General features: G+C 72.9%; 13 protein-coding genes and 1 pseudogene. 9 read left to right on the top strand and 5 right to left on the bottom strand.

The features are described 5' to 3' along the window. The first annotated feature begins 13 nt into the window (after window positions 1–13). The 8 genes and pseudogenes from gatB to AC0VY3_RS26940 all read left to right on the top strand — a co-directional run bounded on the left by gatB (window position 14) and on the right by AC0VY3_RS26940 (window position 12,443). Complete coding sequence (gatB, locus tag AC0VY3_RS26975) at window positions 14–1,522, top strand: Asp-tRNA(Asn)/Glu-tRNA(Gln) amidotransferase subunit GatB (RefSeq protein WP_475550794.1); 1,509 nt, start codon at window positions 14–16, stop codon at window positions 1,520–1,522. A gap of 79 nt (window positions 1,523–1,601) precedes the next feature. After that, window positions 1,602–2,860 (top strand): annotated as a pseudogene (locus AC0VY3_RS26970) (SLC13 family permease). A 134-nt stretch (window positions 2,861–2,994) separates the two neighbouring features. Next, window positions 2,995–5,097: a phosphocholine-specific phospholipase C gene (locus tag AC0VY3_RS26965; RefSeq protein WP_475550793.1), complete on the top strand. Its 2,103-nt coding sequence runs from the start codon at window positions 2,995–2,997 to the stop codon at window positions 5,095–5,097. 189 nt (window positions 5,098–5,286) lie between these two features. After that, window positions 5,287–7,527, top strand: coding sequence for an MMPL family transporter (locus AC0VY3_RS26960; RefSeq protein ID WP_475550792.1), 2,241 nt, complete (start codon window positions 5,287–5,289; stop codon window positions 7,525–7,527). Beyond that, window positions 7,505–8,062, top strand: a complete 558-nt coding sequence (locus AC0VY3_RS26955; RefSeq protein ID WP_137234551.1) for a GNAT family N-acetyltransferase — start codon at window positions 7,505–7,507, stop codon at window positions 8,060–8,062. Before AC0VY3_RS26960 ends, AC0VY3_RS26955 begins: the two co-directional genes overlap by 23 nt. A gap of 59 nt (window positions 8,063–8,121) precedes the next feature. Beyond that, window positions 8,122–8,832, top strand: a complete 711-nt coding sequence (locus AC0VY3_RS26950) for a hypothetical protein (RefSeq protein WP_103507196.1) — start codon at window positions 8,122–8,124, stop codon at window positions 8,830–8,832. Window positions 8,833–9,063: 231 nt separating this feature from the next. Continuing rightward, a complete protein-coding gene (locus tag AC0VY3_RS26945) occupies window positions 9,064–9,240 on the top strand; it encodes a hypothetical protein (protein WP_181010701.1) in 177 nt (58 codons plus the stop codon). A gap of 53 nt (window positions 9,241–9,293) precedes the next feature. Beyond that, complete coding sequence (locus AC0VY3_RS26940; RefSeq protein ID WP_475550791.1) at window positions 9,294–12,443, top strand: helix-turn-helix transcriptional regulator; 3,150 nt, start codon at window positions 9,294–9,296, stop codon at window positions 12,441–12,443. A 59-nt stretch (window positions 12,444–12,502) separates the two neighbouring features. Here AC0VY3_RS26940 and AC0VY3_RS26935 read toward each other — a convergent pair whose 3' ends face one another. The 3 genes from AC0VY3_RS26935 to AC0VY3_RS26925 form a co-directional block, all read right to left on the bottom strand. Beyond that, the gene (locus tag AC0VY3_RS26935; RefSeq protein WP_475550790.1) at window positions 12,503–12,799 is read right to left on the bottom strand and encodes a DUF6191 domain-containing protein; all 297 of its coding nucleotides are present in this window, start codon (window positions 12,797–12,799) and stop codon (window positions 12,503–12,505) included. 38 nt (window positions 12,800–12,837) lie between these two features. After that, window positions 12,838–14,046, bottom strand: coding sequence for a PQQ-dependent sugar dehydrogenase (locus AC0VY3_RS26930; RefSeq protein WP_475550789.1), 1,209 nt, complete (start codon window positions 14,044–14,046; stop codon window positions 12,838–12,840). A gap of 154 nt (window positions 14,047–14,200) precedes the next feature. Beyond that, window positions 14,201–15,157 carry an aldo/keto reductase gene (locus AC0VY3_RS26925; RefSeq protein WP_103507193.1) on the bottom strand — a complete coding sequence of 319 codons (957 nt, stop codon included), beginning with the start codon at window positions 15,155–15,157 and terminating at the stop codon, window positions 14,201–14,203. 233 nt (window positions 15,158–15,390) lie between these two features. Here AC0VY3_RS26925 and AC0VY3_RS26920 point away from each other — a divergent pair, with 233 nt between their 5' ends. Then, the gene (locus AC0VY3_RS26920) at window positions 15,391–16,509 is read left to right on the top strand and encodes a PucR family transcriptional regulator (protein WP_475550788.1); all 1,119 of its coding nucleotides are present in this window, start codon (window positions 15,391–15,393) and stop codon (window positions 16,507–16,509) included. Between the two features lie 5 nt (window positions 16,510–16,514). Here AC0VY3_RS26920 and AC0VY3_RS26915 read toward each other — a convergent pair whose 3' ends face one another. Further along, window positions 16,515–18,005: a carboxylesterase/lipase family protein gene (locus AC0VY3_RS26915; RefSeq protein WP_475550787.1), complete on the bottom strand. Its 1,491-nt coding sequence runs from the start codon at window positions 18,003–18,005 to the stop codon at window positions 16,515–16,517. Between the two features lie 24 nt (window positions 18,006–18,029). Then, entirely contained in the window at window positions 18,030–18,911 is an 882-nt protein-coding gene (locus AC0VY3_RS26910) for an alpha/beta hydrolase family protein (protein WP_475550786.1), read from the bottom strand. Between the last annotated feature and the right edge of the window lie 194 nt (window positions 18,912–19,105).

The raw sequence follows: 19,105 nt of genomic DNA, 5'->3' as shown, positions 1-19,105 counted from the left end.
GGAAAGTTTCACCGTGACTGTCACTGACCTGGTGTCGTACGAGGACGCGCTCGCGTCCTACGACCCCGTCATGGGCCTCGAAGTCCATGTCGAGCTCGGCACCAAGACCAAGATGTTCTGCGGCTGCTCCACGGAGCTGAAGCAGGACGCCAACTCCCAGACCTGCCCGGTCTGTCTCGGACTGCCCGGCGCGCTGCCGGTCGTCAACGAGATCGGCGTGGAGTCGGCCATCAAGATCGGTCTCGCGCTCAACTGCGAGATCGCCGACTGGTGCCGTTTCGCCCGGAAGAACTACTTCTATCCGGACATGCCGAAGAACTTCCAGACCTCCCAGTACGACGAGCCGATCGCCTTCAACGGCTATCTGGACGTCCAGCTGGAGGACGGCGAGATCTTCCGGGTACAGATCGAGCGTGCCCACATGGAGGAGGACACCGGCAAGTCGACGCACGTCGGCGGAGCCACCGGCCGTATCCACGGCGCGTCCCACTCCCTGCTCGACTACAACCGGGCCGGCATCCCGCTCATCGAGATCGTCACCAAGCCGATCGAGGGCGCCGACGCCCGTGCCCCCGAGGTCGCCAAGGCGTACGTCGCCGAGCTCCGCGAGCTGATCAAGGCGCTCGGGGTCTCCGAGGCGCGCATGGAGATGGGCCAGATGCGCTGCGACGTGAACCTGTCGCTGCGCCCCAACGGCACCGAGACCTTCGGTACCCGCTCCGAGACGAAGAACGTGAACTCGCTGCGCTCCGTCGAGCGGGCCGCGCGCTTCGAGATCCAGCGGCACGCCGCCGTGCTGTCCTCGGGCGGCACGATCGTGCAGGAGACCCGGCACTTCCACGAGGAGGACGGCTCCACCACGGCCGGCCGCATCAAGGACAACGCCGAGGACTACCGCTACTTCCCCGAGCCGGACCTGGTGCCCGTGGCACCGGCCCGCGAGTGGGTCGAGGAGCTCCGCAAGGGCCTCCCCGAGCTGCCCCGGCTGCGCCGGGCGCGGCTCAAGGAGGAGTGGGGCGTCTCCGAGCACGACATGCAGTCCATCCTCAACGCGGGCGCGGTCGACCTGATCGTCGCCACGATCGAGGCGGGCGCACCTTCGGACCAGGCCCGCAAGTGGTGGATGGGCGAGCTGGCCCGTAACGCCAACGAGACCGGCCGCGGTCTGGACGAGCTGCCGATCACCCCGGCGCAGGTCGCCCGGGTGGCCGCGCTCGTCGCCAAGGGCGACCTCAACGACAAGCTGGCCCGCCAGGTCATCGAGGGCGTCCTCGCGGGCGAGGGCGACCCGGACACCGTCGTGGAGAAGCGCGGCCTGAAGGTCGTCTCGGACGAGGGCGCGCTGTCCACGGCCGTGGACGAGGCCATCGCGGGCAACGCGGCCATCGCGGACAAGATCCGCGCCGGCAAGGTCGCGGCGGCGGGCGCGCTCGTCGGCGCGGTCATGAAGGCCACCCGCGGGCAGGCCGACGCGGCGCGCGTGCGCGAGCTGATCCTGGAGAAGCTCGGCGTCGAGGGCTGATCACGCCGATCACCACCCGGAGGGGCGGTGCACCCGTGTCACGGGTGCACCGCCCCTCCACCCGTCCGGGGAGAACCCGCTGAACACCGTCACCGCCGAGCTCGTCTCCTTCGCCCTGCTGCTGGGCGTCCTCGCCTTCGCCGTCGTACGCCCCCGGGGCCTGCCGGAGGCGACCGTCGCCGTGCCCGCGGCCGTCCTGGTCGTGGTGGTCGGTGCGGTCTCCTGGCCCGAGGCCCGGGAGCAGGTGGGCGAGCTGCTGCCGGTCGTCGGCTTCCTCGCCGCGATCCTGGTGCTGGCGCAGCTCTGCGCCGACGAGGGGCTGTTCCGGGCCGCCGGTGACTGGGTGGCCCGCGCCTGCCGGGGGCAGACCCGGCCCCTGCTCGGCGGCGTCTTCGTCGTCGCCTCGATCATCACCGCCGTCCTCAGCCTGGACGCCACCGTCGTCCTGCTCACTCCGGTCGTCCTCGCCACCGCCGCCCGGGTCGGCGCGCGGCCCCGCCCGTACGTGTACGCCTGCGCGCACCTGGCCAACTCCGCCTCCCTCCTGCTCCCCGTCTCCAACCTCACCAATCTGCTGGCGTTCACCGCGAGCGGTCTCTCCTTCACCCGGTTCGCCGCGCTGATGGCGCTGCCCTGGCTCGCCGCCATCGCCGTCGAGTACGCCGTGTTCCGCCGCGCTTTTCGGGCCGACCTGGCCGCCGGGGCGCACGCGCCTGATCCCGTGGCGGAGCGCACCCCGGTTCCCGTCTTCACGCTGGTCGTGCTGGCGCTGACCCTGGCCGGGTTCGTCGTGACCTCGTTCGAAGGGGCCGAGCCGCTGTGGGCGGCGCTGGCGGGGGCCCTGGTGCTCGCCGTACGGGCGCTCGCCAAGCGCGAGACCACACCGATCGCGTCGTCCGCTCGGCCAACCCGCTGTTCTGCCTCTTCGTCCTCGCGCTCGGCGTCGTCGTCAAGGCGGTCGTCGACAACGGCCTCGGCGACGGCATCGCCGCCCTGCTGCCCGACGGCGACACCCTGCCCGCCCTGCTCGGCGTCGCCGTGGTCGCCGCCCTGCTGGCCAATCTGATCAACAACCTGCCCGCGATCCTGGCCCTGCTGCCGATCGTCGCGGCGGCCGGGCCGGGACCGCTGCTCGCCGCCCTGATCGGGGTGAACCTCGGGCCGAACCTCACCTACGTCGGCTCGCTGGCCACGCTCCTGTGGCGGCGCATCCTGCACGCCCACGGGGACGCCCCGGAGCTGGGCCACTTCACCCGGCTGGGGATCGCGACCGTACCGGCGACGCTGCTCGCCGCCACCCTCGCGCTGTGGGGGTCGCTGCACCTCGTCGGGGTGTGAGGAGGCCGTGACTCCGGGTTGGACTTTCGGGCAGCACCTCTTGGACGTTCACCACCGGGCCGTACGCAGTCCTTCCCGACGCCACCCGGTCTGACTAGCTTCCCGGCTGTAACCACCGGAACCAGGAGGCTCTCTTGACCACGGACATGTCACGGCGACGGCTCTTCGCGCTGGGCGGCGGCGCACTCGGTGCCGCTGCGGCCGGATCGTTCCTGCCGCCGTCGCTCCAGGCCGCCATCGCCGCGCAGCCCGCCCACGCGGGGTCCGGTGGGCTCGGGTCGATCAAGCATGTGGTGATCCTGATGCAGGAGAACCGTTCCTTCGACCACTACTTCGGCACCCTGCGCGGGGTCCGCGGCTTCGGCGACCGCAACGCCATCGAGCTGCCCACCGGCTCCACGGTGTTCGAGCAGCCCGGCGCGGCCGGCTCCGCCGTGCTGCCCTTCCCGGTGCGCGGCGCGGCCGAGGAGCAGAAGAAGGACCTCCAGTACATCGGCGCCCTCGACCACTCCTGGAACGGCGGCGCGAAGGCCTGGGGCGGCGGCTGGATGAACGGCTGGATCAGCGCGAAGACCGCGGCCACGATGGCGTACTACGACCGCCGTGACATCCCGCTCCACTACGAGCTGGCCGACACCTTCACCGTCTGCGACGCGTACCACTCCTCGATCCACACCTCCACCAGCCCCAACCGCAACCACCTCTGGAGCGGGAAGACCGGGTTCGAGGCGAACGGGAAACGGGCCGTCGGCAACGACGCGTACAGCGAGGGCACCCACCCCGGCTACGACTGGTCCACCTACGCCGAGCGGCTGGAGAAGGCCGGGCGCAGCTGGCGCACGTACACCGAGTGGGAGAACTTCACCGACAACCAGATCGAGTTCTACGCCACCTTCAAGGCGATCGCCCGCAAGGCACTGGCCAAGACCGGCGGCCACACGTACATGGAGGCCTTCTACGCCGAGGTCCGGGGCGCGTCCGATGCCGAGCGCACCCGGCTCCTCGGGCTGCTGGAGGAGGGCGTCGCCACCCTCACGAAGCGGGAGCGCAGCCTGTTCGAGAGGGCGCTGCGCCGGGTGCCGACCGGAACGCTGGCGGACGAGTTCGCCAAGGACGTGGCGGCCGGGACGCTCCCGGCGGTCTCCTACCTGGTGCCCTCGGCGATCGACTCCGAGCACCCGAGCACCTCGTCGCCGGTGCACAGCGCCACCATCGTCTACAAGATCCTCGACGCGCTCGGCAAACACCCGGACGTCTGGCGGCACACCGCCGTACTGATCAACTACGACGAGAACGACGGCTTCTTCGACCACGTCCCGCCGCCCGTCGCACCGCCCGAGGTCACCGACGAGCACTGGGAGGGCCGGCCCACCGGCCTCGGCATCCGGGTGCCGCTGCTGGTCGTCTCGCCGTGGACCGTCGGCGGATACGTCTGCTCCGAGGTCTTCGACCACACCTCCGTCATCCGCTTCCTGGAGCGCTGGACCGGGGTGAAGGAACCCAACATCAGCGACTGGCGGCGGCGCGTCACCGGCGACCTCACCTCCGCCTTCGACTTCACCCGGGCCCGGCGGCAGCCCGCCGTGGAGCAGCCCGGCGCGATCCCCCCGCTCAGCGGACGCTGGCAGCCGAAGCCGCCGGCGGTCCAGCAACTGCCCGAGCAGGAGCCCGGCGCACGACCGGCGCGCCCGCTGCCCTACCGGCCGGACGCCCGGGCACGGCGGTCGGGCGACGCGCTGCGGGTGGAGCTCGACAACACCGGCCGGTCCTCGGCGCACTTCGCGCTGTACCCGTACGCGGGCGAGTTCCCGGCCCCGCAGCACCGGGACGTCCGGGGCAGCGCGCACTGGACCGTGCCGCTGACCGGCGAGGCGTACCGCTTCACGGTCACCGGCCCGAACGGCTTCAGGCGCGAGTTCGCCGGACCGGCAGACGGGGGAGCGGAGGTGGCCAGCCGCATCGACCACCGCGACCGCGACATCCACCTCACCCTGCGCAACACCGGCCGCCAGCCCCTGACCTTCCTGGTGCGGCCGCTCGGTTACGTCGACGAGGACGACGTACGGGACTGGACCCGCCGGGTCACGGTCAAGCCGGGCCGCAGCCGGTCGCTCGTGCACTCGGCGGCCGACGCCCACGGCTGGTACGACATCGAGGTCACCGTCGACGGGGAGGACGGCTTCCGGCGACGGCTCATGGGGCACATCGAGAACGGCCGCGCCAGCGTCTCCGGCTGACCGGCCCCGAGGGTCGCAGGGCCTGATCCATCCCGTGTAGGGAGCAGATCAAGCCCTGTGACCATGGCCACGAAACGGACAAAGGATCACGTTCTGCTGACAGAGTGACGGTCTCAGGTCATGAGACGTTTGCGGGCAGATCACGTTATCTGCGGGTAAAGGTCCACGAACCCGCAGGGAGCTCATCCGTTGGCTGCCATCGCCCGCTGGTGCATCAGGCACCGCCTCGTCGCCGTCCTCATCTGGCTCGCCGCCCTCGGCGGAACCACCGCCGCGGCGGGCATCGTGGGTTCGGCGTACTCCAACGACTACGAGGTCCCCGGCACGGAATCCGGCCGGGCCACCGAACTCCTCTCGCGCGGCTTCACCGACCTCGGCGGCGACACCGACACCGTCGTCTGGCACACCACCGGCTCCACGGTCCGTGCCGCCGACGTCGAGCAGACCATGACCCGCACGCTCCACACGATCGAGGGCCTGCCCGGCGTCGGCGGGGTCACCGGCCCCTACGGAGCCGCCGGCCCCGGCCAGATCAGCGAGGACGGCCACACCGCCTACGCCACGGTCACCTTCGACAAGCCCGCCGACGAGATCCCCGCCGCCCAGGCGCAGACCCTCGTCGACACCGCGAAGGCCGCCGAGGCCGACGGGCTCCAGGTCGAGCTGGGCGGCACTGCCGTCGCCCTCACCGAAGCGCCCTCCGTCCACCTAGCCGAGGGCATCGGCGTCGTCGTCGCGGCCGTCGTGCTCTTCCTCGCCTTCGGCTCGCTCGCCGCCAGCCTGCTGCCCATCGCCACCGCGCTGGTCTCCGTGGGCACGGCCTACGCGGGCATCGTGCTGCTCGGCCATGTGATGACCGTCGCCGACTTCGCCCCGATGCTCGGCATGCTCATCGGGCTCGGCGTGGGCATCGACTACGCGCTGTTCATCGTCACCAGACACCGCAGAGGCCTCCGGCGCGGGATGTCGGTCGACGAAGCGGCGCAGAACGCGGTCACCACCACCGGCCGGGCCGTCGTCTTCGCCGGGGCGACCGTCTGTATCGCCCTGCTCGGCATGCTGATCCTGCGGCTCGGCTTCCTCAACGGCGTCGCCATCGCCGCCTCGCTCACCGTCGTCCTCACCGTGATGGCCTCGGTCACCCTGCTGCCCGCCCTGCTCTCGCTCATCGGGATGTGGGCGCTCAGCCGCCGCGAGCGGCGCGAGCTCGCCGAACACGGACCGCGGCCCGAGCTGCCCACCGGCTTCGCCGCCCGCTGGTCCGCCTTCGTCGAGCGCCATCCCAAGCTGCTCGGAGGCATCGCGGCCGTTGTCATGGTGGTGCTCGCGCTGCCCGCCCTCGGACTCCACCTGGGCACCTCCGACCAGGGCAACAACCCGGCCACGGCCACCACCCGGCAGGCCTACGACCTGCTCGCCGACGGCTTCGGGCCCGGCGTCAACGGCCCCCTCACCATCGCCGCCCAGCTCGACGGCGCGGACGACCGGCTGGCGCTGGACTCGCTGCCCGAGGAGCTACGCACCACCGAGGGCGTCGCCTCCGTCAGCCCGGTCACCTACAACGCGGGCGGCGACACGGCCTTCCTCACCGTCGTACCCGACTCGTCACCGCAGTCGCAGGACACCAGCGAGCTGGTCGACCGGATCCGCGCCGACGTGCTCCCGCAGGTCCAGGACACGACTTCGCTGGAGGCCCATGTCGGCGGGGTGACGGCGAGCTACGACGACTTCGCCGAGATCATCGTCGGCAAGCTGCCGCTCTTCGTCGGCGTCGTCATCGGACTCGGCTGCCTGCTGCTGCTCCTGGCCTTCCGCTCCATCGGCATCCCGCTCAAGGCCGCCGTGATGAACGTGGCCGCCGTCGCCTCCTCCTTCGGCGTCGTCGTGGCCGTCTTCCAGTGGGGCTGGGGCAGCGAACTGCTCGGCCTCGGCAGCGCCGGGCCCATCGAACCCTTCCTGCCCGTGATCATGGTCTCGGTCCTCTTCGGCCTCTCCATGGACTACCAGGTCTTCCTGGTCGGGCGGATGTACGAGGAGTGGCTGGAGACCGGCGACAACCGGCGGGCCGTCCGGGTCGGTCTCGCCGAGACCGGCCGGGTGATCAACTCCGCCGCCGTGATCATGATCTCCGTCTTCCTCGCCTTCGTGCTCAGCGGCGACCGGGTCATCGCCATGTTCGGCATCGCGCTCGCCACCGCCGTGGCGCTGGACGCCTTCGTCCTGCGCACCCTGCTGGTGCCCGCCCTGATGCACATGCTCGGCGGGGCGAACTGGTGGCTGCCGGGCTGGCTGGAGCGCCAGCTGCCCAGGATCAGCATCGAGCCGCCCGACTGCGTACCGCTCCATGCGAAGATCCCGGGGGCGCGCGCCACGGAGGAGAGCGCCGCGCACGCTGAGGAGGAGCACGATGTTCGCCATATCGCTGGGTGACGACACGGCGGAGCTGCGCCCGCTGGAGCCCTGGCAGGCCGTGGAGTTCCTGGCCCACATGGACCGGGCCCGGGAGCTGCTCGACCCGTGGATCCCGTTCGCCTCCTACGCCACCGACCTGGACTCCGCGCGCGCCCTGCTCCAGAAGTACGCGGACAAGCAGGCGGCGGACACCGGAAGGCTGTACGGCATCTGGCTGGCGGGCACCCTCGTCGGCGGCGTCCTCTTCCCGTCCTTCGACGCCGAGCGGGGCAACTGCGAGGTCGGCGTCTGGCTGGAGCCCGCAGCCCAGGGCCGCGGGCTCATCACCCGCGCCGCCGAGCGCCTGATCGACTGGGCGGTGTACGAACGCGGCATGCACCGCGTGGAGTGGGACGCCTCTCCCGGGAACACCCGGTCGATCGCGGTGGCGAAGCGGCTCGGGATGACCCGGGACGGAGTGCTCCGGCAGAGCTACTTCTACCGGGGGGAGCGCCACGACTCGGAGATCTGGTCCGTCCTCGCCCCGGAGTGGAAGGCCCGCGCGGGGCGCTGAGGCCCGGCGCACGCCCGGCGTTAAGGGGGCTCTCATCCGGGCCCCCTAGCGTGCGGCGCATGAACACCACCCCCTCCAGGACGACGACCCCGTCCACGACCACCCCGCCCGCCGGGACGACCGGCCCCGCCGAGGGCACCGCCGACCCCGTTGCGGAGAACGCGACCGGACAGGACGCGACCGGACAGGACGCCACGGCGAAGGACCCGCTCGCGAAGGACGCCACCGGTACGCCGTCGGACGCGTCCGACGCCACCACGGCCTCCGACGACCTCGCCGACCGGACCGACCATGCCGCCGAGGCCGAGGCCGAGGCCGACGACGAGGACCTGGAGCCCGACCCCTTCACCGAGGCCCGGCACGGCGTCGGCGCGGGTGCGGCCGCCGTCGTCTCCGCCGCCCTGGGCGTCGTCGCCCTGACCGGCGCGTGGACCGGCCGGGTCGCCGCCGAGCGCGAGACGCTCATCGGCCAGATCAAGACCTCCGGCGGCGGCAGCGCGGCCCAGCAGATCTCCGAGATCTACGGCGACGCCTGGCACACCACCGCCCTGGTCAACGGTGTCTTCGCCGTCCTGGCCCTGCTCGTCGGCGTCCTCGTCCTGGTCCGGCCCGCCTTCGGCGTCCCCTCCGAGAGGCCGCAGCCCGCCTGGGTCCGCGCGGTCGCCCTGGCCGGTGTCGCCCTCGGCGCGCTCGGCGTCCTGATCTCCGTGGGCATGTACTTCGACCTCTTCGTCGCGCTGCCCACCGCGGGCACTCCGGCCGCCGGCTGACCCGGGCCGCCTCGTGCGGCCCCGTACGGCACACGTCCAAGGCCCCCGCTCATCCCTCGGACACGGGGTGAGCCCGCCTAAGGCCCCCACCGCCGCGAAGATGCGGAACTCGCCCGATGCGGCACCCCCTCCTGGCCGACGACAGTGGACACACAGCGAACACAGGGCCCCGGCCGACCGGCCGGGCAACCCTCCGGTCCGCTGCCACGACCAGGAATCGGGGAGTACCTCATGTACGCGTACGAGCTCTACCGCTACACCTCCGCCGAGCTGATCCGCCGGGCCGACGCCGAGCGCGAGATCGGCCGGGCCCGCCTCGTCCGCCGCGCCGCCCGCCGTACCGGACGCGGCGATCCGGGAGGGAAGGTGATGGAGGCCGACCGCACCCGCTTCGCCCCGGCCGCCTGAGCGTGTCCGGGCCCGGGACGACCGCCGAGCCGGGACCGGACCGCGCCCGGAGCATGATCACCGTCGGCGAAAAACATCCCGCCGCCTCGTACGCGTATGCGATGCTCGGCGGCGTGGAGACCAGGTCAGTGAGCCCCGTGTTCGTCGGGCGCGCCGAAGAGCTCGCCTCGCTCACCGAGGCGCTCGGGCGGGCCGCGTCCGGCGACCCCCAGGCGCTGCTGATCGGCGGCGAGGCGGGCGTCGGCAAGACCCGGCTGGTCGAGCAGTTCGTCACGGCGGCCGAGCGGCGCGAAGCCGTGGTGGCCGTCGGGTCCTGCGTCGAGATCGGGGCCGACGGACTGCCGTTCGCCCCCTTCCCGACCGCCCTGCGCGCCCTGCGCTGGGCCCTGCCCGAGGAGATGGCCGCCGCCGTCGCCGGGCAGGAGGGCGAACTGGCCCGCCTGCTGCCCGAGCTGGGCGAGGCCCACCGGGACGCGACCGACGAACACAGCACCGCCCGCCTCTTCGAGCTCACCGTCCGGCTGCTGGAGCGGATCTCCGCCGACCGGGCGGTCGTCCTCGTCCTGGAGGACCTGCACTGGGCGGACACCTCCACCCGGCATCTGCTCGCCTATCTCTTCCGCACCCTGAGCACCGGCCGCCTCATGGTCGTCGGCACCTACCGCGCCGACGACATCCACCGCCGCCACCCGCTGCGCCCGCTCCTCGCCGAGCTGGACCGGCTGCGCACCGTCACCCGCGTCGAACTCGACCGGTTCAGCCACGACGAGGTCGGCCACCAGCTCGCCGGCATCCTCGCCGAGACGCCCGAGGCCGCACTCGTCGACGAGATCTTCGACCGCTCCGACGGCAACGCCTTCTTCGTCGAGGAGCTCGCCCGCTCCCTGGAGTGCTGCGGCGACAGTTCCGGGCTGACCGAATCGCTCCGCGACCTCCTGCTCGTCCGCGTGGAGGCGCTTCCCGAGCACGCCCAGCGGGTCGCCAGGATCGTCGCCGAGGGCGGCTCCTTCGTCGAACACGAACTGCTCGCCGCCGTCGCCGGACTCGGCGAGGACGAGCTCGACGACGCCCTGCGCGCGGCCGTCGGCGCCAACCTGCTGCAACCCGCCCCCGACAGCGACGGTTACCGCTTCCGGCACTCGCTGGTCCGCGAGGCCGTCAGCGACGACCTGCTCCCCGGCGAACGCACCCGCGTCAACCGCCGGTACGCCGAAGCCCTGGAGGCCGACCCCTCCCTCGTACGGGACGACGAACGCGCCACCCGCCTCGCCAGCTACTGGTACGCCGCCCACGACGCCCCCAAGGCCCTGCCCGCCGTCCTCCGGGCGGCCGTCGAGGCCCGCCGCCGCTACGCCTACTCCGAGCAACTTCGGCTCCTGGAGCGGGCGATGGAGCTGTGGGACGACGTTCCCGACGCGGTGCGTGCCACCCTGCGCCCCTTCGACTACGCGGAGGTCTACCCGGCCTCCGCGTGCGACCCGGAGAACACCCCGCTGCGCTACCTGGACGTGATGGCCGAGGCCACCGTCGCCGCCCACTTCGGCGGCGATCGCAAACGCGCCCTGGCCATCTCCAAGAAGGCCATGCGGGTCCTGGCCTCCGAGTCCGACCCGCTGCGCGAGGCCTGGTTCCTGGTGCAGCGCAGCCGGCTGGCGCAGGCCCTCGACAAGGGGGACGGCTGGGAGGAGCTGGCCACCGCGCAGGAACTGGTACGCGGACTGCCGCCGTCCCCCGTACAGGCCGACGTCCTGACCAACGTGGCCAGTTGGAAGGCGCTGCACCGACCGGGCCCGGAGGCGCTGGCCGACAGCGACCGCGCGGTGGAGTACGCCCGGCTCGTCGGCGACGAGTACATCGAGCTGCACGCCCGCCTCACCCGGGGCTGGCTCACCGCCGAAGCGGGCAGCGTCGAGGACGGCCTCGCCGAGATGTACGCCGTCCGCGACCGCGCCGAGAAACTGCACCTGATGAACCTGCTGGGCCGGGTCAGCGTCAACCTGCCCTCCTCGCTGGAGGCGATGGGCCGCTCGCTGGAGGCCGTCGCCGCCGCCGACCACGGCATCCGGATCTGCCACAGCCACGGTCTGGCCGACTCCGGGGCCTGGGTGTACGCCAACCAGTCCCAGTCCCTGTTCTCCCTCGGCCACTGGACCCAGAGCGAGACCGCCGCCGCCTCCGCCGCCCGGCTGGCGCTGGGCCCCAGGGGCAAGGGCCTCGCCGCCCTCCGCCGTACCGAACTGGCCGTCTCCCGCGGTGATTTCGCCGAGGGCGAGGAGCTGCTCGCCCAGGTCCGCAAGCTCTTCGGGCACCGCGATCCGCAGCACCAGCATGTGATCGACCCCGTCCGGCACGGCATGGTGCTGGCCGCCCTCCAGGGCAGGCTCGCCGAGGCCCGGACCGCGTTCGAGGAGCTGGCCGAGGCGGGCTTCCCGCCCGGCACCCAGCGCTACGCCCTGCCGCTGCTCCAGACCGCCGCCATGATCGAGGCGGACGCCCGCGGACTGCCCGCCGCCGAACCGGACCGCCCGAGGCTGCTCGCCCTGATCCGCCGGTGCGTCAAGAGCCTCCCGATGCTCGTCCCCGTGTGGGGAGCCTACGGCGTCTTCATCGAGGCGGAGCTGGCCCGGGCGCAGGGCACGGACACCCCCGGCCACTGGGCCCGCGCCGCCGAGGCCTTCGGCCCGCTGTGCCGCCCGTACCATCTGGCCCAGATCCACCGCCGCTGGGCGGAGTCGCTGCTCATCGCCCCCGGCGACCGGTCCACCGCCACAGCCCTGCTGCACCGCTCCCTGGAGACCGCCCGCCGGCTCGGCGCCCGCCCGCTCGCCGAGGCGGTCGAACAACTGGCGGCCCGGGCCCGCATCACCCTGGACGGCTCCGGCACGGCGCCCGGCCACGACGACGGGATCCATCCGGCCGTCCTGGCCGCCGAGCCGGGCGAAGAGGGCCGGGAACGGGCGCCGGGGGAGGAGCGGGACCCGGCCGTCGCCGCCGTGGCATCCTTCGGGCTGACCCCGCGCGAGCAGGATGTGCACCGGCTCGTCGCGGCGGGGCACACCAACCGCAGGATCGCCGAGGAGCTGTTCATCTCGCCGAAGACCGCGAGCGTGCACGTCTCCAACATCCTGGCCAAGCTCGGCGTCTCCAGCCGCGGCGAGGCGGCCGCCCTCGCCCACCGCCTCCGGCTCTACCCGGCCGCGTAGGACCCTCTCCCGGCCGCGCAGGACTCTCCCGGGGGCCGTAGGCCGTCCCCCTCGCCCTCCTACCCCTCGGGATCCTCCTCGGCCCGGCGCTCCGGCCCGCTCACCGGCTTCCCGGCCCGGGGCCGGTCCAACACGGCGTCCTGCTCGGGCGCGACCGGCCGCATACGCCCGTTCCGGGGCTCGGAAGCAGCGTCCAGCACCGGGGCGCGCACGGTCACCTTCCCGGAGGTCAGGTCTATCGGCCCCCGGTTCGGATCGCCGATGCCGAGATCCACCCGGCTCAGCTCCAGCCGCTTCTGCTCGTCGGAGACGTGTTTGCGTCCCGGGGCGAAAAGCTCCTCGAAGAAATTGAACACCGGCCGTGCTCCCTCCGACATGCCGCGCGGGCGAGCGGCTACTCCACTTCCACCAGGAGGACCCTGTCGTCCCCGGGCTTCGGCGTGCCCCGTCCGTCCGTGTTGCTGGTGACCAGCCACAAGCGGTCGCTCCCCGCACTCACCACAGTGCGCAGGCGGCCGTGCTTCTCATCGAGGAACGACTGGGGGTCGGCATAAGGTTCCTCCGCCTTCTCGCCCGCCAGCGGAATCCGCCACAGCCGCTCACCGCGCAGCCCGGCCATCCAGATCGAGCCCTCCGCGTACGCGATCCCGCTGGGGGAGGCCTCCGAGGTCTTCCACTGCGCCACCGGGTCGATGAACCCGTCCTCGCCCTCCCGGCCCTCGACCTCGGGCCAGCCGTAGTTCCCGCCGGGCTCGATCAGATTCAGCTCGTCCCAGGTGTTCTGGCCGAACTCGGCGGCCCACAGCCGCTTCTGCGCGTCCCAGGCGAGCCCTTGCACATTGCGGTGCCCGTACGAATACACCACCGAGTCCGCCTCCGGATTGCCGTGCACCGGCTCGCCGTCGGGGGTCATCCGCAGGATCTTGCCCGCCAGCGACTCCTTGTCCTGGGCCAGCCCGGTGTCCCCGGTCTCGCCCGTGCCCGCGTACAGCATCTTGTCCGGGCCGAAGGCGATCCGGCCGCCGTTGTGGATGCTGCCCTTGGGGATGCCGCGCAGGACGGTGTCCGGAGCGCCGAGCTGCTGCCCCGCCGGGCGCTTCTCGTCGTAACTCATGCGGACGATCCGGTTGTCGGACGTGGTGGTGAAGTAGGCGTACACCAGCTGGTCCGCGCCGAACGTGGAGGAGACGGCGAGCCCGAGCAGCCCGCCCTCGCCGGCCGGGGCCACCCCGGGCACCGAGCCCAGCAGCGTCTGCTTCCCGCTCTCGCCGTCGATCCGGTGCACCGTGCCCTCGTCCCGCGAGGACACCAGCAGATCACCGCCCGGCAGCGCGGCCAGACCCCACGGCGACTCCAGCTCCTCGGTCAGCGTCGAGACGACCTTCGCCGACCCCTTCGCAGGCGGCAGATCGGCCGAGCGGCTCGGCGAGGCCGGCGGAGCGGAGCCCTCCGAGGCGGTCGGGGCACCCGCGGGCCGCTCGGACCCACCCCCGTCCCCGTCGGCGGAACACGCGGCCGACAGCAGCAGGGCGGCCGACGCCAGCGCCACCACCCCCCTGCGCATCGCCCGGGGCTGCACAGGTCCGAACTGAGCACCACGCACGGAACCGATTCCTTTCGACGCTTGCCCGACTACCTGCTCCCGCACCCTGTTCCTACACCTCGGCAGGCCCAGGAGTTCCCGATCCGCCCATTCTCCCGCCGTACGGGCCGTGACGCCCGCTCCACCGGAGCCCGAGCGGGCCGGCCCGCCACCATCAGTCCCACGATTCGCGGGCGGCGGGCAGAGCGTCGATCTCCGCCAGATCCCGGTCCTCCAGGACCACCCGTGCCGCCCCGGCGTTCTCCACCGCCCACTGCTCCCGCTTCGCCCCCGGCACCGGCACCACATGAGGACCCTGGCGCAGCACCCACGCCAGCGCCACCTGGGCCACGGTCGCCCCCCGGCGCTCCGCGACCCGCCGCAGACCGGCCACCACCGGCTGGTTCGCCGCCATCACCTCCGCCGTGAACCGCGGATGCCTGGCCCGCAGATCCTCCGGCTCGAAACCCTGGCCCGGCTTCAGCGTCCCGGTCAGATAACCACTGCCCAGCGGCATCGCGGCCAGCAGCCCGACCCCGCGTGCCACACACCACGGCAGCAGCTCCGCGAGCGCCTCGCGCGACCACACCGACAGCTCCGCCTCCACGGCGCTGACCGGGAAGACCTGCTGGATCCGCTCCAGTTGCCGGATCGTTCCCTCATGCGGCCCCTCGCCCGAGCGGCGCGGGGCCCGCGCCCCCACCGCGCACAGTCCGAGCGAGCGCACCTTGCCCGCGGTCACCAGCTCCGCCAGCGCACCCCAGGTCTCCTCCACCGGCACCTCGGGGTCGGCCCGGTGCAGCTGGTACAGGTCGATCACATCGGTCTGGAGCCGCCGCAGCGAGGCGTCGCAGGCCCGGCGGACGTACCCGGGACGGCCGTTGGCGACGATGTGCTGATCGCCCACCAGCAGACCGCACTTGGTGGAGACGAACGCCTCCTGGCGGCGGCCCTTCAGCGCCCGCCCCACCAGCAGCTCATTGGTGAACGGGCCGTACATGTCCGCGGTGTCGAGCAGCCGGACGCCCGCGTCCAGAGCCGCGTGCACCGTCCGCACCGAACGGTCGCCGAGCTGCTGCGACGCGCTGTAACCCCAGCTCATCGGCATACAGCCGAGACCGACCGTGCCCACGGCAAGCCCCGCCGCCCCGATTGTCCTGCTCTCCAACTCCCCGAACCCTTTCCTGGACGAGCCGTTCCGCCTTTCCCCTCCGCCGCGGTCCACGGGCGGCTCCTCCGGGAACGGCGCGAGAACGCGGTCCCGGACCCGGACGGCCGCGCCCGTCCGATCCACGACGCAGGTCCCTGTCGGGGGAGTTCGGGGAGTGATTGACGGAAGCGTTTGGGCGATGTGACGATACGCCGATGCCCGCCCTACACGCACGGATGGCTGCTCGCAGCGGTGACCTCACCGCTGCCGTGGTCGCTCGGTGCGCGGCGGAGATCCCGTTCTACGGGGAGTTGCCGCGCCGCACGCTGGAGGGCGAGGTGACCCGCTCGGTCGCGGCCGTGAACGATCTGCTGCTGCGGGCGCTGCGTCAGGACGGCGTGATGAGCCCGGGAGAGCTGACCCGGCTCATCGAGTGGTCGGGGCGCCGGGCCGAGGAGCGGGTGCCGCTGGAGGCGGTGATCGCCGCCTACCTCGTCGGCGCGGAAGTCTGGTGGCAGGCGCTGGCCGAGACGGCGGAGCCCGAGGAGCTGACCGGCGCCGGAGCCAAGCTGCTGGCCTGTCTGCACGCGGCGATGCCCGCCGTCGTACTCGCGCACCGCACGGCCCAGGAGGACATCCACAGCGAGGACAAGCGGGTGCGGCGGGCGCTGCTGACCGCGCTGCTGGCCGGCCGGCCGTACGAGGAACTGGCGGAGGCCGCGGGGGTCACGGTGACCGGTGGCCACGAGGTGCTCGCCCTGGCCTTCGCGTCGCATCCGCCGGCCCGGCTGGTGCAGTCGTCGATCGAGGCCCACGTGGGCGTCCCGGTGCTGATGGACCATGTCGCCGGTATCGCGCTGCTGCCGGGCGGCCGCGATCTGTCCGGCCTGCCGGAGGCGCTCGGGAAGGACATCGGGCAGCGGGTGCTCGCGGCCGCGGCCCCGGCCGCCGGACCGGAAGCCGTTCCCGGGGCGGCGGAGGAGGCCGGGCGGGTGCTTGAACTCGTCCGGCGGCTGGGCCGCCCGCCGGGGCTGTACCGGCTCGACGACGTGCTCCTGGAGTACCAGCTCGCGCGTCCCGGCGAGGCGTTGCTGCGGCTGGCCGCAAAGCTCGACCCGCTGGAGGACCATCCGTACCTGCTGGAGACGCTGCGGGTCTTCGTCGACCACGGGCACCACCGCAGCCGGAGCGCCGCGGAGCTGTGCGTCCACCGCAACACGCTGGAGTACCGGCTGCACCGGGTGAGCACCCTGACCGGTCTCGACCCGAACGTGCCCGCCGATGCGCGGCTGCTCCAGGCCGCGCTGGTCGCCCGGGACCTCAGGGGTGCCTGACGGCGCTACAGCCAGGCCCGCAGCTCTTCCTGTCGCGGCGCGAGCACCGTGGACGTACCGGGGTGGTCGAAGACCCTGACCGGCCGTCTGCTGTCCCAGGCGGTCCAGCCGGGGTCGCCCGTGGCGGCGAAGCCGACCCAGGCCCGGTGCATGGCGTCGGCCAGCGGCTGCGGGGCGTCCGGGCCGGTCAGCGCCTCGCCGTGCCGGAGGTTGTCGAAGACGAAACCGATCTCCAGCGCATGGCAGGCGCCCAGCTCCAGGACCGGCGAGCGCCAGGCGAACTCGTAGAAGAACGTCCGGGCTGGCCGGGAACCGGAGATCGCGGGGCCGCCGGGCGGGGAAGCGGCCGTCGGGGAGCCGCCGGTCCCGGCAGCGGAGAGCCCGGAGCCGGGCAGCCGGGAGTCCGCCAGCCGGTTGAGCGGCCCCCGGAGCAGCAGGTCGGTGGCGATCTCACCGAGGATCACCCCCGGCTTCGCGCCCGGCCGGCCGGCCCGGTGCAGCCGCGCCACCCGGCCGGGGATCCGGAACTTCAGCAGGGCCAGCCGCAGCGTGAGCGGGCCGACGCGGTCCACCGCCCCGCTCGGCACGAACCACAGCCGGTACTCCTCCCGGTTGCAGCCCAGCAGCAGATCGACCGAGGGAGGCGGTGGATCGGCCGGTACCACGTCGTCGTCGACCACGATGTGGAAGCCGGGACCACCGCTGATCGGATCGGCCCCGCCGACCACCTCGTGCTGGGCGTCCAGCAGCCGTTCGCGGTCCACCGCGGCGAACGCCTCCGCCGTGGCCGGCACCCGTAGCGTCTTCGCCATCGCGCGCACGGTCCGCGCGCCCCGGTCACGTGCCACGGTGTGCGGCGGGCCGCTCTGCAGGACCGCCCGGTGGAACAGACCGGCCGCGCGAGGGCTGGTCAGCAGGGCGGCGATGCTGATCGCTCCGGCGGACTCGCCGCACACCGTCACGCACGCGGGGTCTCCGCCGAACCCCGCGATGTTGTCCCGCACCCAGGTCAGGGCGGCGATCTGGTCCAGCAGACCCCGGTTGTCGGGTGCGTCGGGGAAGACGCCGAACCCCTCGACCCCGAGCCGGTAGTTGACCGATACGAGGACCACACCGTCGCGCGCGAAGGCCCCGCCGTCGTACAGGGGCATGGCGGCGGAACCGTTCCGCAGGGAGCCTCCGTGGATCCACACCAGCACCGGCAGAGGCCCGGGGGCCCTCTCGGGCGCCCAGACGTTGAGGTTGAGGCACTCGTCCCCGGGGACGTCCACCTCGGGAATCAGCCGGTCCAGCGGCGGCCGGTAGGGGCGTTGCGGCGCGGTCGGCCCGAACTCCAGCGCGTCGCGCACCCCCTCCCAGGGCTCGACGGGTGCGGGGGCGCGGAACCGGTGGACCCCGAAGGGCGCGGCGGCGTACGGGATTCCCCGGTAGGAGGCGATGCCCCGGTCGACGCGGCCGCGTACCTTCCCGTGGCGCGTCGTCGCGATGATGTCCATGCCGGTCCGATCGGTCGAGGCGGGTTACGGAGTGGTGGCCGGGAGGCCCAGGGCCAGGCTGTTCCGGCGGACGTCGGACCAGGTGGCGGTGTCGGTGCAGATGCCGCAGCCGGGCCCGAAGAACTGGGCACGGGCCGCCTGGTCGCCCATGAGATGGGCACGGAACCAAGCGGTGGTCGGCGCCGCGAACGGCCCGGGGTCGCCGACGACCGTGAAGTGGTCGGCGCCGCGCAACTCGCCGTAGAGGGACGGAATATGGTCGGCGGCGTTGTAGAAGGCCCGGACGAGGGCGGGGAAGACGATGCTGTCCTTCTGGCCGGCCAGCAGCAGCGCGGGCACGTGCACCGCGTTGATGTCGGCCAGCGGACCGGGCTGGATCGGCAGGATGGTGTCGATACGGGGATCCGCGCCGACGACGATGGCGGCCGCGCCGCCCTGCGAATGACCCGAGGCGCCGATGTGCTCCAGGTCGACGCGGTCGAAGAAGACACTGCCCGGGTCGGCGTTCCGGCCGGTGAGCAGGTCGATGCCCGCGCGCATGGAGATGCCGAGGTTGGACTGCGGGGTGTTCGCGGCGGCGACGATGAAGCCCTGCCCGGCCCAGTGGAGCAGCAGCTCCCGGTAGACGACAGGGAAGCCGCCGGTGCCGTTGCCCCACACGATCACCGGGTGGCGGCGGTCGCTGTCGGCGATGTCGCGCGGGTAGTACAGGGTGGTGACCGCCCCGACCTCCACCGCGGTGGCGTACGGGCCGGGGGCGCCGAAGTCACCGGCGGCCGAGGCCGAGGGCGTCGCGGCGGCCACGGTGGTGTCCGTGGCCGCCACCGCCGTGCCCGCGCCGGTCGACGCGGTCAGGGCCAGGGCGAGCGCGGCCAACGGGACGAGCAGTTTCCTTCTCCACAGCACGGCGACTCCTGACGTCGGGGTGGACCGGGTGGCGCGTCCGGATCACATCGGTGTCCGACCGCACATCCTGGGCGAGCGACCGGTTGCCGTCTCTGCGCAATCGCGGCAATCACCGACGGCGGAGTTTGTGCAACCTGCCGAGAGCCCCCCGCCGGCCGCGACCGTGCCGACGGCCCCCGGAGTTCGCGCCGCTG

The sequence above is a fragment of the Streptomyces sp. iso_384 genome, assembly GCF_056172905.1.
Note: the sequence above shows the minus strand (reverse complement) of the source record. Positions and strands in the feature narration are given on the sequence as shown.

What these genes read in the sequence shown, in the direction of transcription:
- AC0VY3_RS26955 (WP_137234551.1), top strand. Translation starts at nt 7,505, where the DNA reads ATGTTCGCCATATCGCTGGGTGACGACACGGCGGAGCTGCGCCCGCTG.
- AC0VY3_RS26950 (WP_103507196.1), top strand. Translation starts at nt 8,122, where the DNA reads ATGAACACCACCCCCTCCAGGACGACGACCCCGTCCACGACCACCCCG.
- AC0VY3_RS26945 (WP_181010701.1), top strand. Translation starts at nt 9,064, where the DNA reads ATGTACGCGTACGAGCTCTACCGCTACACCTCCGCCGAGCTGATCCGC.
- AC0VY3_RS26940 (WP_475550791.1), top strand. Translation starts at nt 9,294, where the DNA reads ATGATCACCGTCGGCGAAAAACATCCCGCCGCCTCGTACGCGTATGCG.
- AC0VY3_RS26920 (WP_475550788.1), top strand. Translation starts at nt 15,391, where the DNA reads ATGCCCGCCCTACACGCACGGATGGCTGCTCGCAGCGGTGACCTCACC.
- AC0VY3_RS26915 (WP_475550787.1), bottom strand. Translation starts at nt 18,005, where the DNA reads ATGGACATCATCGCGACGACGCGCCACGGGAAGGTACGCGGCCGCGTC.